Origin of the sequence: Solibacillus sp. R5-41, assembly GCF_002736105.1 — a bacterium.
Lineage (GTDB): Bacteria > Bacillota > Bacilli > Bacillales_A > Planococcaceae > Solibacillus.
The window spans coordinates 3,126,341-3,139,596 of record NZ_CP024123.1 but is presented as its reverse complement, the minus strand read 5'-3'; the positions used below and the strand labels follow the sequence as shown (position 1 = coordinate 3,139,596).

The window sequence follows — 13,256 nt, the reverse complement described above, 5'->3', positions numbered from 1 at the left end:
GCCTGTTTCTAAGGTAGGTAAATCACCGTATACTTTCACAACAAGGGTATGAGGCGCCTCTTGTTAAGTTGGTTGAAAATGAATCATAAAATGATTTTTTCCCCAAGATTATCTAAATCCCTTGTTAAGTTAAAAATAATAAGTATTTTATGAGACCTTTCTGTAACTCGGCCAAAATCTACAACTTGTTGTATTTCCACGATGTCATTTGTATAAATTTTTTGTGAGTCTCTAACTTCGGTAATCGTTACACCTATGTTAGTAGCATCCCAATTTATTACGTTAAGTTCAACTGCTACTTGATAAGAAGTGTTAATATTCAAATCATCATCTCCTTGTTTTATAAATGACTGAAAATTACATCTATTAGGATTGTAACACAATAAATATCGAGGTGGTAAATACATGGAAAAGTGTAAAAGGAAATTGATCGTTATAGAGGGGCATTAAAACAATACAATCGGGTAAAGTGTCTAATTTGTGCAGCAAAAAAACATCAAAATCCTTAGAAATATACGCAAAATTGAAACCATTACGTGATGGTTTTCGTAATAGTAGTATACGTTAAACAATCAGAGGATGAGTAGTACTTGTTACAATATAAAATATATAGCAAACAACACAAAGAGTGGGTCGTTTTAGTACATGGCGCTGGAGGGAGCTCGACGATTTGGTACAAGCAAATTCGGGCATACCGCAAGCATTTTAATGTATTGGTTGTTGATCTTCGAGGTCATGGTGCTTGTGTGATTACGAATAGTCCGACTAAATATACCCTTGATTTAGTTAGTCGGGATATTTTAGATGTGCTCGATTCATTAAACATTGAAAAGGCTCATTTTGTAGGGATTTCACTAGGTACGATGTTAATTCGCCAATTAGCTGAATCGAATCCAGAGCGTTTCCACACGATGTTGCTAGCAGGCGCTGTGATACGGATTACACCTAGGCTGCGAATTTTACTTGGTGCAGCCAATACATTTAAAAAAATGATTCCGTTTATTTGGTTATATAAATTGATGGCGTGGATTATTATGCCGAGAAAAGCCCATGAGTCTTCACGCCATTTATTTATTCAAGAGGCAAAAAAAATTAAGCAAAGAGAGTTTTTACGTTGGTTAACATTAACGGGTGGTGTCGCAAAATATTTAGTGAAAATTAATGAAAAGGATACAAAAATTCCGTCACTCTACATAATGGGAGACGAGGATTATGTATTTTTAGAACCCGTGAAGCGATTAGTGAAAAAGCAACCATCTAGTAAATTAGTCATATTAAAAGACAGTGGCCATGTATGCAATGTAGATCAAGATGTGGAATTTAATGAAGTGTCATTACAATTCTTATGTAACGCATTGAACTAGCATGGGAATTTACTTCATATGGACAAAAAAATAGTGTTATTTTCTTTATGTGAAATGCAAATAATAATTAAGCAAAATTTGGGATTAGTTGAAGGTATAAAGTTGTCTTTAATGTGAGAATATAAATAAAAACCAGTAAGAATGGCTGATTTAACAGCTTTTCTTACTGGTTTTATGTTTCACAACGTCTATTTAAGAGTTTGGTGGTTGTGTAATATATGAGCCCTACGCAATCATTAAGTAAGCGCTATATAAAACACACTTTCTACTAAAAGTAACGGACACGAGACAATTACAACTTTTTAGATTATGCTGTTTTCATAAAATATAGGCTACTATAATCCTTAACTTTACATAGAAAAATTTTTTAAATCATCCGAACTAAGACTATAAGATTCAACTTTTTTCTTGTATTGCTTGACTACATCAATGTTATCTTCAGAACAATAAACTGAGAAATTAAAAACTTTATTGCCTCTTTTTACGTTCATGATAAATGGTGTAACGGTAGTCTCTGGATTTAGGAATAATTGTTCATTGCCTTTAAAAATAAAATGTCTTTTTAAAATGTAAGCTTCATTAAAATATTCAATAAATCTATTTTTTACTTGTCCTTCTAATTGCTTTCCATTAAATGTTACAATAACATCTTTTGAATCAAGTTTTGAATGTAGTGCAAATTTCCTTAAAGTCCATGTCACTAGTGAACTCGGAGGACTTATTAAAAAATTTATAATAAAAAATATTACCGAAATAACTAAAATCCAAAACATATCATATCAACTCTTTCATTAATAATATCTGGTAACTCTCAAGATGTTTTTTCTAATGATTAAGTATTTACTTTCCTACCTAGAAATTGCCCTAAAATATACAAAATAATGTTTCGGATATTGTTACGATTGCAATAATAATGTAAACCTGCTAACAACGCAATAACAACACCTCGAATAGTTACAGTACGGAAGTAGGTAACTAAGAACATTGTATTTTGCCTGCTGGCATACCAAGTAACAGGACCAATACTCCACCTATTATGTATGGAAAGATTCCCTTTCAAAAACAATATCTTTGGCTTTTACCTAGGTTTGAGGTCCTTTTAAAATCAAAACAAAAAAATAGAGAAAGACCAATTAATCTGAACCAAATTTTTCATAAACAAACCCCTATTAATTATTCTTTGAAGCATTTTAGGGCACTATGGGTAATGGGTTTGTATGGATTTTTGATTCACAATTGATTTTTATAATAGCTTTATAAAATTTGAAACACAAGAATTTATGAAATATAACACAAAATGTTCTTAAACTAAATAATTTTTTTAGTATAGTTTTATCGGTTTGAATAGGCATAAAATCAAGGTTCTTACATGAAAATTTAGTATGATTTCTAAAGTGGATGGTTAAAAAAATAATAAAGTGGATGGTTAAAGACAGATGAATTTATATTAGTATTTATGTTTTTTAGCTTACATGGCTGCAAAAAAGATGAATAAAATCATGAGGTGAGTACATATGGATTGGAAACCGGATAGAACAGCGAAAATAGCTATCTATAAACAACTCGCACAATATATTGAAAATGGGATTGCGGATGGGACATTTCCACCTGATAAACCATTACCATCAGAACGGCATTTGGCCAATGTTCTGAATGTAAATAGAAGTACTGTGGTGAATGCATATGACGAATTAGAATCGATGGGGCTAATTGAAAGAAATAGAGGCAGTGGTACTACTATTAGTAAAGATATTTGGGGTATAACAAAAAAACGGATACCTAGTTGGAATAGGTATATTGTGGCGGGCTCCTTTTTACCAAACTTACCTGTAACACAAAAAATAAGAAAAGAAGCTGTTGATCATCAATTAATCAATTTAGCTACTGGTGAATTGTCAGAAGAACTTTTCCCAAAAAGCTTTTTAAGGGAGATAACCTCAACACGATCTTTTATTGGAAACCTCGGATACGATCATCCACAGGGGAGTGAAATCCTAAGAACTACCCTTACAAAACACATGAAAAAAAGTCGGGGAATCGAAACTCATCCTACTTCAATACTTATAACATCTGGAGCCCAACAAGCATTGCATTTAATTGTACAATGTTTATTAAAGCCTGGAGATGCAATAGCAATAGAAGATCCTTCTTACAATTATAATCTTACAATTTTTAAATCAGCAGGTATACAAATACATTATCTACCTGTCGATCGGGATGGAATTAACCCTGAAGATTTGCAGTCATTATATAAGAAACACCGGATTAAAATGATTTTTTTAAATCCAGATTTTCAAAATCCAACAGGTTCCTTAATGAGTATAAAGAAAAGAGAAACTATTTTAGAAACATCCTCAAAGCTTGGAATACCAGTAGTAGAGGACGATCCTTATAGTTTAACAGCTTTTTCAGGAGATAAAATACCTACCCTTAAATCATTAGATAAGAACGGAAACGTATTATACATTAGTTCTTTATCCAAAATTGTTGCCTCAGGATTAAGGATAGGTTGGATCATCGGCCCAGCACCGGTAATTGAAAGATTATCCGATGCAAAGCAGCAAATCGATTTTGGCCATTCAAGCTTTACACAATGGATTGCGAATGATTTTTTAGAATCAACTAATTTCAATGTTCATATGGAAAGTTTAATAAAAGAGTTAGAAAAAAGGCGAAATAAAATTATTAAAAGTCTTAATATATATTTAAAAGACCAGGTGGAGTATTCTATTCCTAACGGTGGTATTCATATATGGTGTAAAATTCTTAAAAATTATGATGAAATTGAATTACTTGAAGAGTCCATTAAAAGAGGCGTCATGTATGTTCCTGGTTCTACAATGGGATCTAAAAATGGATTTGTTCGTTTTACTTTCGCAAGAGAAGATGAGGATTCGATTGAAGAAGGTATCAAAAGGTTTGCAGAAGCGCTTTTGAAAGTAGTAACTACACCATAGAGGCTTCATCCATAAACCTTTCAATTATAGTGATAAGGAAGTGAGAAAATGTTTTTGGCCTTGAATGAAATTAAGAAAAATAAATTGCGCTTTACATTAATTGTTGGGGTATTAATGCTCGTATCCTACTTAGTATTCTTTCTATCTGGACTTGCAACTGGCCTGGAAAATTTGAATCGGGAATCCGTCGATAAATGGAATGCTACAGCAATCGTTTTGACAGAGGAATCAGATAAGAGTATAAACCAATCCTCATTAACAATTGAAGATACAAGCGATGTTAATGGCAAAGAAATGGCGGTAATCGGCCAAATAAATGCTGTCGCCGGTAATGGTGAACAAAAGACAAATGTATCAATTTTTGGGATAAACAAAGATGAATTCATTATGCCCGAAGTGACGGAAGGGGATGCGTTTGCTAAAGAAAATGAAGTGATCGCAAGTGATGCATTAAAAGAAGAGGGGTTTAAAATCGGCGATACATTACAATTGTCTTCAACTGCTGAAGTATTAACGATTGTAGGCTTCACAGACCAAGCTAGATTTAATGCGGCGCCAGTTCTGTATGGGGACCTGTCTACATTTCATCGTGTGAAATACGGTGATTTGGCTGATAAATATAAAGAAAGTATTAATGGAATCGTCGTTCGTGATGATAAACTAACAGCTATTACTCAAAACGACTCACTGGAATTAATTGAAATTGAATCGTTTATACAAAACTTGCCGGGTTATACGGAACAGAATTTAACACTAAACTTCATGATCTATTTCTTGTTTGGTATTTCAGCGGTAATTGTAGCCATATTCCTGTATGTTTTGACCGTACAGAAAATCAGTATGTTCGGTGTCATGAAGGCACAAGGTATCTCGAATATGTATCTGTCGCGCTCAGTCATTGCTCAAACGTTCCTATTAGCTGCAATTGGTGTAGCTGTCGGTTTCGTATTGACCTTAATTACCGGTGCATTCTTACCAAGTGCGGTACCAGTAGCATTCGACCTTGTAACGATGCTTATTTACGGTGTTGTTCTAGTTGTCGTTGCGATAATGGGTGCGGTGTTCTCAGTTCTGACAATTGTTCGAATTGATCCATTGAAAGCGATAGGGGGATAAAGGATGGGCGTTTTAGAATTAATACAAGTGAAAAAGACATTTGGCAGTGGTCATAAACAAATAGAAGCACTAAAGGAAACAAACTTCTCGGCGGACAAAGGAGAACTCATTGCGATTATCGGACCATCTGGATCTGGGAAAAGTACTTTCCTTACGATTGTCGGCGGCCTTCTTACGCCTACTTCAGGTGATGTCATCATTAATGATAAGAATTTAACGGATTTGAATGAGAAAGAGCGTTCAAAAATACGGTTGAAGGAAATCGGCTTCATTTTACAAGCTTCCAACCTAATACCATTCTTAACGGTGGCCAATCAGTTGAAGCTATTGGATCAAGTAAAGAAAGAGAATATGACAAAAACTCAACTCGAAGCGCTATATGGGGACTTGGGGATTGGTGATTTACGAACTAAATATCCGGCAGATTTGTCTGGAGGTGAACGTCAGCGAGTGGCGATTGCCAAAGCATTATATAGTAATCCCTCCATTATCTTAGCGGATGAACCAACAGCGTCGCTAGATTCAGACCGTGCCTATGAAGTAATGGAGCTACTGAAAAATGAAACGAAAAACAAAAACACAACAACCATTGTCGTCACACATGATATCCGTCTAGTAGATTATTGCGACAAGGTTTACAACATGACGGATGGCGTACTTGTTCAGCAAAAATAAAAATGAATGAACTATATACCGTCAGTAAAAATAGACAAGAGTAATCAATCTAAAGATGATTACCTTGTTTTTTTCATGCCTCCAAAGAAAATGAACGAAATGGGACATACTACCGTGAACCGATATGAAGGATGAGATATAGTTGAAAAAAATAATCGTTTGGTTTAGGAAAGATTTACGTTTACATGATAACCCAGCTTTATGGAATGCTGCACAGCAAGGGATGGTCATTCCTGTTTATATTTGGTCGGAGGAAGAGGAACGTGAATATGCTACAAGCGAAGCGGCGAGATGGTGGCTTCATCATTCATTGATTGCCTTGGAAAAAAAACTAAAAACTCATGGATGGACACTAATTTTAAGAAAAGGCAGTAGTTTTGCACAACTGACTTCAATTATTAAACAAACGCAAGCAGATGCTATCTTTTTTGGTGAACGATATGAGCCTTCAATAATTAGACGGGATCGTACAATTACTAGTGACCTGCTTTCTCAGGTAAGTGAAGTTCGTTCGTTTTCATCAAACTTGCTATTTACACCCATGGATTTGTTAAATCAAAAAAATGAACCTTATAAAGTATTTACCTCATTTTGGAAAAGAGCGATACGCGAATTGGTCAGTCGTCCACTTCCAATCCCGGTGAATATTGCTCCATACGCAAAACCAATCTCCTCTTTGCAAGTGGAGGAGCTTGGTTTGTTACCGACAAAGACTTGGCATGAAAAATTTCATAAACACTGGAAGCCAGGTGAAGAGGGGGCAATTGCTAGATGGGAACAGTTTGTGGAGAAAGGGCTTAATTATTATGTAGAGAAAAGCGATATTCCCTCTGCTCTCGCGGTTTCATTGTTGTCGCCTCATTTAGTATGGGGAGATATTAGTGTCAGGTCAGTGTGGTATTCTGCGAAGAGACTTACGGATGAAGAGCCGGAAAAATACATGAATTCTTCCATTGATGCATTCCTAAGGCAACTTATATGGCGGGAGTTCGCTTATCACCAGCTTATCCATTATCCTACAATGATACATGATCCATTACGTGAGAAATTTAAATTGTTTCCTTGGCAGGGAACCGAAGAAGAAATGAAAAAATGGCAAAAAGGCATGACAGGTTATCCCCTTGTTGATGCAGGGATGCGAGAATTATGGGAAACGGGTGCACTTCATAATCGGGTGCGTATGGTTGTTTCTTCTTTCTTAGTTAAACACTTACTCATTTCTTGGGTCGACGGATCTAAGTGGTTTCAAGAAACGCTTGTTGATTTTGATGCTGCTAGTAACGCGATGGGGTGGCAGTGGGTGGCAGGCTCAGGAATTGACGCGGCGCCGTATTTTCGTATATTCAATCCAATTATACAAAGTCAAAAATTTGATGCTGATGGCCAATACATTCGCAAGTGGCTTCCCGAAATTGCAAACATCCCTTCGAAGTATATCCATGAACCGTGGAAAGCGCCCGCACATATACTGCTTGAAGCTGGCGTAGTACTTGGTAAGACGTATCCGCTCCCAATTATCGATCATTCATTTGCCAGAATCCGTGCGTTAGAAGCATATAAAGAAGTTAAAAACGAAATGTGAAGTCTATCCGTATTCCTTGAAAATAAGAATACGGTTTTTTTGATTGCGCTTTAACTTTGAAAATCTATTCCGTAAAATGGATTTATTTCCTCGAGTACAATATAAGCTTTACGGACATAATACAAATTCAAACACAAAAAGGAGTGATTTTTAATGGATATGAACGATAAAGTACAAAAAGAATTAGCTAAGATTAACGAAGAAACAAAAGATGAGATTTTAGGGAACTTTAATCAATTTAAGCAGTATCTTGCTGAAAAAGTAGAGTTGGGAGAAAACATGGGTTTGAGTGAAGAGAAGCTTGCTAAAACGACCGAGTTAGTTGCAAATTATCTCTCCAAACATGAAAACCCAAGAAATAGAGAAGAGAATATGTTAATGGAACTTTGGAATGCCGGATCTAAAGAAGAACAACATACGCTTGCACATATGCTACTTAAGATGGTTAGGAAAGCTTAATATTATGTGGATTGTTCATAAATTAATGAGTAAAAGTTAAAAAATCGACTCATCCAAAGATGAATTGCACCCAAATTGTGAGTGGTATCCTGACAATTTGAGTGCTTTTTCATTAATTGTAGATTTCGTTTTTTCAGTGAAGAAGCCATTGTTAGTGGTACTTTACTAGTTCAATGTTAATTTGATTAATTATGCACGCAAAAAAGGCTACAACTATGTTTAACAAAATAAATACGTTTATTAAAAAAAAAAATTATTTTAGGACTAGCCAAACAGGATTTTATGATATATAATAAATGTAATAACATCGTTTATAAGAAAACAATAAATTCACATATTACAAAGAGTAATCATGTAATGGGCGATACTTTTTGTAATATGTGGATTTTTTCTTTTGATGAAGAATGATATTATTTAATACAATTAATGGAGGTCATTTAAATGACACAACAAGGTACAGTAAAATGGTTCAACGCAGAAAAAGGTTTCGGTTTCATCGAAGTTGAAGGCGGAAACGACGTATTCGCTCACTTCTCAGCTATCCAAGGTGACGGTTTCAAATCACTTGACGAAGGTCAAAAAGTTGAGTTTTCAGTTGAAGACGGTCAACGTGGCCCACAAGCTACAAACATCGTAAAACTTTAATTTTAATGATGTAACCATAAGAGGCTGCCCCAAAAGTCATTTTAATGACTTTTGGTGGTAGCCTTTTTTTATTTTATTTAATATAAAAAGCGTATCTAGGTAAGTGCTTTCGCTTATGATACGATATGACCAGTGGTATTTTAGTTTGGCGAAGATGTAAACTCATGATGATAAGGGGGACAATTATGCGAGATAGAGGTTCGGTTGTGTTAATAGAAAATAATAAAATTGCTTTAATTAAAAGGACGAAGGATGGTTCAGTCTATTATGTGTTTCCTGGTGGTGGAATAGAAGATGGCGAAACACCAGAAGAAGCAACAAAAAGGGAAGCTTTAGAAGAATTGGGCGTTGAAGTTAAAGTGAAGGAGTGTATTGCCAAAATTATATTTAATGGCACACAATACTTTTATCTAGTTGAAATAATTAATGGAACTTTTGGTACTGGTAAAGGTGCAGAGTTCACTAAGGAAAGTAAAGACAGAGGCACTTATTTACCAATGTGGATAGATATAGAAATGCTGTCAACTATTAATGTAGTGCCTAAAGAGGTTGCTTTAAATGTAAAATCCATTTATTTGAGTCAATTTTGCGCACATACAATAACCTCCTATAATCCGCGATAATAGAAGGTTAAAAAAGTTATTTAAAATTTATTTTTTAAACAAACCAACAATAAAACCATCCAATCCAAAATAGTTATCTTGGTCAGACATAGGTATCATTTTTCGTATTTCAATTTCATTTAGTGATTGAAAAACTTCTTTTAATTGCTGCTCTGTATAGCCTAATCCGCCATCTAAAGTGCGTTTTTTATAAACTTCTTCATCTGAAATATCAGAACCACCATATGCCCCTCCCACTTCAAAAGAACATAAAGCAAAGTATCCATCTGTTTTAAGGAACTTATGTATTAGCTCCAAATATGTAATTCTCCGATGTGGTGCAAGATGATGAAAACAACCTGAATCATAAATTAAGTCAAAATTATTTTCTTGTAGATCTAATTCAAAAATATCCGAATGAATAAAATCAATTTCTAATTTTGCTTCCTCCGCTCGCTCATTTGCCCAGTGTAACGCATTTTCTGATAAATCTACTCCAACTACTGAAAAACCTTGTTTCGCCAAATAAATAGCATTTCTTCCAGCTCCACAACCCAGTTCCAAAACTTTCTTAGGTTGTATCTTTCCAGTTTCTATATAATCTACTAGATTTTCATCTGGCTTATTAATAAAGAATGGAATTGGTTTTAATTTATCTTGATAAAAATCATCCCAAAAACTTTGAGGTTCTCTCAAAAGAGTATCTAACAATTTCAATAAATCTTGCTCGGATTTAACTAGCAATTGTATAATCCCCCTGCTTTTTTAGTGTAATATTCTAACTCTATTATAAAAGATAAAAAGTTGTATTTACAATGAGAATTGTTTGAGGGGTTCAGAAAATGTTGAAATAAATATATGTGTTTAGATAATCCGGGAAGAAGGGGAATGGCATCGAAAGGTGTAATTTTTAACGTGATTTTGCATTTTTATTGCCTGTATTATTAATAAAAAGTCATGTCTTTTGCCCATTATATTGGATGTTGAATTTTGAATTGAGAGGCAAGAAACTCTTTGTTTTGTGTTGTTTTTACCTTTTTAGGTTGTTTTTGTAAGTTTATGGAGATATTATTTAGGTAACTCGTACTTCATAAATGAAAGAAATAACCAATGTATTACATAATAAATTAACCAACATAAAATCAAAAAAGGACTGAACGGCATTGAATTTATTCATAGTAAGTGATATTCACGGGATGTATCAGCAATTTGAACATTTAATTAATAAGTGGGATATGGAAAGTAAATTGGTGATTTTGGGCGATATGATTGATCGAGGTCCACAGTCATTAGATGTGATTCGAAAAGTAATGGACTTAAAGCAAACTTATGGGCAACAGGTTATTGTTTGTAAGGGGAATCATGAGGTTATGTTTTTGAACTATTTAACATTACCAGAAGCGAATGTAGATTTTTATTTTCGAAATGGTGGGCGTCAAACAATGGATTCTTTTTTAAATCAATTGCCAAATGAAACAAAAGCGTTAAACCCGATTGAACAAGCTGCTGTCATAAAGGAAAAGTTCAATGAGGAAATCGCCTTTATAGAAAGTGCTGAGTTATATGTCGTTGTAGGTGGCGTTTTACTAACACATGCTGGTTTTGAAACGGCTTATGACAATTTGGATGAATCCAATGAGGATAATTTTTTATGGATGCGTAACCATTACTTAAAAGAAAATCAAACGCCATATGTGAATGTGTTTGGGCATACACCATTAAAGTTTATTCATGAACAAGATGATATTTGGATTAGTGAAGATTGCAAATATATAGGTATTGATGGTGGCTGCTGCTATGGTGGGCAATTAAATGCCTTACACATTTCAGAAAAGGGCGAGATTTTGAATTCTTTTTATGAAAAGTGAAAAGATAAAACTGGGTGTGTTAAAGTTGTATTAATTTTAAATTCAAACTTTACAAATGGATTGAATAGTTGGAACTAAAAAAGCAAAAAACTCTTAATATATAAGGGTTTTTTGCCTTTTTTATTGAAGTGAAAGAACAAATTTATTACAACATCTTGGAAAGGTCAATTTGATAACCGTAATATTTATTGACACAAGAAACTGATAGTGTAAAATTACACTAAATGGAGGTCGTTATATTTGGAAAAAGAACAATTGATAATATTAATATCAGATAAAATGAAGCTTGTTCGTACAGAGCAGGAATATTCGCAAGATAAGATGGCTGAAATATTAGGAATTTCGAAAAAAACACTCGTTCAAATTGAAAAAGGTCGGATAACCGCCAATTGGACGACGGTTATAGCATTTTGTGCACTATTTAATCAAAGTCAACTGCTTTTATCGGTAATTGGTGATGAACCGATGTATCTCGTTCAATTAATTGCGCAAAAAAATAACCATACACCGAAAGATAAAACGATGGGTGGTATGTTTTGGTGGAAGGAAATTTGTAAAATGGGTGAATTTCGCTTGCAACAAAACATCGTTAGTAACCATTATCGAATTTTAGATGAACAGCATTATCGCTGGTATAGCTCGTTTGATGAAGCAGATGCCATAAAGCGATTACAGGAACTTCATGCAGAGTGCTAAATGATAAATTTCTTGAGGAGGAATTAGTTGAAGCTTGCATGGTTTATTATTTCAATCATTCCAATGCCATTTATTTTTTCATTTTTAGATAGTTTACAATCGGGTTTTAATTTTTCACTAATAGCTGTAGTTGGTTATGTTTTACTTGCTGGAATTCTCTCAACTAAAATCCAGCCACTCCTCATACTTTTCATGAGTGCCATACCAATTGTTATCTCATTATATTTAGCACCTTTTTATGTCATACCACCTAACGCACGCTCCCATTGACTGCGATATTATATAATGGGCTAGTATTCGTTGTATGGTATTTACCGAAATAAAAGCCATCTCATATTAATTTATATGAGATGGCTTTTATTTTAATTGTTGTATTCTATAAAAATTACAATGATTGAATTACACGGTCATTCACAAAAGCTTTAATGAAAAATAGTTCATCATCATTTGGTTCTCTTTTATTTTCTACCTTAAAGGACGCTATTGCATTTTCTAAAGAAGAAGATTTAACGGCTTCACTTGCTGCTGTTAGCTCTTTCCAAAATTTAGTCATTTCATTTAAATCGCAAATAGATTCATGACCTAGTAGGAACATTTCTGCATCATACTTTTGAATGTCTTCAATCATTGGTAGTAACACCGATTGCTTGTAATGAAATAAAGAATTTGTAGTTGTACCATATGCACAATCAGCTAAAAAAACAACTTTTTCATCAGGAATATAAACGATTGTAGAATCATCAGTATGAGTACTTTTGATTTTTTCTAGTATACAAACTTTATTTCCTAAATCAATTGTTAATGAATTATCAAAGATGATATCTGGCGTATTCAACTTAAAACTATCCCTGTTAGGTATCTCATCTTGAATTATCTTCATACACATAGCACTCATCTGTTTATTATCCACATACATTTGCAGTGAATTATCATCAAATGAATAACTTTGCCATTTTCTCAACATTTCATTTGTTTGGCTATTTACAATAACCGTTGCATCAAATTCATTCATTCCAAGGAAGTGATCCCAATGCGCATGTGTAATCACCAAATATTTAATTGGGGGTACATTTAGCTTTGCGATTTCTAGTAAAAAATCTTGAGCATGCTGTGTAGAATTACCAGAATCTATTAAAAGACTATATTGGTCACCACATACCAATCCTAGTGTTGGTCGATCTCTATCATCTTGATGTGATAAATAATAAATAGTATCACTTAATTTATTTAACATGGTCTATCTCCTCTTTTTTAGATACAATTTCTATGAATCTTATGAAAGAGAAAATCTA

General features: G+C 33.9%; 15 protein-coding genes. 11 read left to right on the top strand and 4 right to left on the bottom strand.

Annotation, left to right across the window (positions count from 1 at the left end; all coding sequences use genetic code 11):
- Nucleotides 1–83: 83 nt before the first annotated feature.
- Nucleotides 84–323, bottom strand: coding sequence for a hypothetical protein (locus tag CSE16_RS15500; RefSeq protein WP_099424745.1), 240 nt, complete (start codon nt 321–323; stop codon nt 84–86).
- A gap of 267 nt (nt 324–590) precedes the next feature.
- Between CSE16_RS15500 and CSE16_RS15495 the strand changes: the two genes are divergently transcribed.
- Complete coding sequence (locus tag CSE16_RS15495) at nt 591–1,364, top strand: alpha/beta fold hydrolase (RefSeq protein WP_099424744.1); 774 nt, start codon at nt 591–593, stop codon at nt 1,362–1,364.
- Between the two features lie 350 nt (nt 1,365–1,714).
- Here CSE16_RS15495 and CSE16_RS15490 read toward each other — a convergent pair whose 3' ends face one another.
- Nucleotides 1,715–2,137 (bottom strand): YfmQ family protein, encoded by a 423-nt coding sequence (locus CSE16_RS15490; RefSeq protein WP_099424743.1) that lies wholly within the window; start codon nt 2,135–2,137, stop codon nt 1,715–1,717.
- 741 nt (nt 2,138–2,878) lie between these two features.
- On the opposite strand from CSE16_RS15490, the gene CSE16_RS15480 reads away from it, so the two are divergent.
- The 7 genes from CSE16_RS15480 to CSE16_RS15450 all read left to right on the top strand — a co-directional run bounded on the left by CSE16_RS15480 (nt 2,879) and on the right by CSE16_RS15450 (nt 9,421).
- Nucleotides 2,879–4,321, top strand: coding sequence for a MocR-like pyridoxine biosynthesis transcription factor PdxR (locus CSE16_RS15480; RefSeq protein WP_099424741.1), 1,443 nt, complete (start codon nt 2,879–2,881; stop codon nt 4,319–4,321).
- Nucleotides 4,322–4,369: 48 nt separating this feature from the next.
- Nucleotides 4,370–5,437, top strand: coding sequence for an ABC transporter permease (locus tag CSE16_RS15475; RefSeq protein ID WP_099424740.1), 1,068 nt, complete (start codon nt 4,370–4,372; stop codon nt 5,435–5,437).
- 3 nt (nt 5,438–5,440) lie between these two features.
- Nucleotides 5,441–6,112: an ABC transporter ATP-binding protein gene (locus CSE16_RS15470; RefSeq protein ID WP_099424739.1), complete on the top strand. Its 672-nt coding sequence runs from the start codon at nt 5,441–5,443 to the stop codon at nt 6,110–6,112.
- 142 nt (nt 6,113–6,254) lie between these two features.
- Complete coding sequence (locus CSE16_RS15465) at nt 6,255–7,694, top strand: cryptochrome/photolyase family protein (protein WP_099424738.1); 1,440 nt, start codon at nt 6,255–6,257, stop codon at nt 7,692–7,694.
- A gap of 153 nt (nt 7,695–7,847) precedes the next feature.
- A complete protein-coding gene (locus CSE16_RS15460; protein WP_099424737.1) occupies nt 7,848–8,153 on the top strand; it encodes a DUF3243 domain-containing protein in 306 nt (101 codons plus the stop codon).
- 441 nt (nt 8,154–8,594) lie between these two features.
- On the top strand, nt 8,595–8,798 hold the full coding sequence (locus tag CSE16_RS15455) for a cold-shock protein (RefSeq protein ID WP_053582012.1): 204 nt from the start codon (nt 8,595–8,597) through the stop codon (nt 8,796–8,798).
- A gap of 182 nt (nt 8,799–8,980) precedes the next feature.
- A complete protein-coding gene (locus tag CSE16_RS15450) occupies nt 8,981–9,421 on the top strand; it encodes an NUDIX hydrolase (protein WP_099425857.1) in 441 nt (146 codons plus the stop codon).
- Nucleotides 9,422–9,448: 27 nt separating this feature from the next.
- Here CSE16_RS15450 and CSE16_RS15445 read toward each other — a convergent pair whose 3' ends face one another.
- A complete protein-coding gene (locus CSE16_RS15445) occupies nt 9,449–10,144 on the bottom strand; it encodes a class I SAM-dependent methyltransferase (RefSeq protein ID WP_099424736.1) in 696 nt (231 codons plus the stop codon).
- 419 nt (nt 10,145–10,563) lie between these two features.
- Between CSE16_RS15445 and CSE16_RS15440 the strand changes: the two genes are divergently transcribed.
- The 3 genes from CSE16_RS15440 (at nt 10,564) to CSE16_RS15430 (ending at nt 12,234) form a co-directional block, all read left to right on the top strand.
- Entirely contained in the window at nt 10,564–11,268 is a 705-nt protein-coding gene (locus CSE16_RS15440) for a metallophosphoesterase family protein (RefSeq protein ID WP_253896101.1), read from the top strand.
- A gap of 240 nt (nt 11,269–11,508) precedes the next feature.
- Nucleotides 11,509–11,964 carry a helix-turn-helix transcriptional regulator gene (locus CSE16_RS15435; RefSeq protein WP_172954394.1) on the top strand — a complete coding sequence of 152 codons (456 nt, stop codon included), beginning with the start codon at nt 11,509–11,511 and terminating at the stop codon, nt 11,962–11,964.
- Nucleotides 11,965–11,991: 27 nt separating this feature from the next.
- A complete protein-coding gene (locus CSE16_RS15430; protein ID WP_099424734.1) occupies nt 11,992–12,234 on the top strand; it encodes a hypothetical protein in 243 nt (80 codons plus the stop codon).
- Between the two features lie 115 nt (nt 12,235–12,349).
- Here CSE16_RS15430 and CSE16_RS15425 read toward each other — a convergent pair whose 3' ends face one another.
- Nucleotides 12,350–13,198: an MBL fold metallo-hydrolase gene (locus CSE16_RS15425; protein WP_099424733.1), complete on the bottom strand. Its 849-nt coding sequence runs from the start codon at nt 13,196–13,198 to the stop codon at nt 12,350–12,352.
- Nucleotides 13,199–13,256 lie beyond the last annotated feature (58 nt).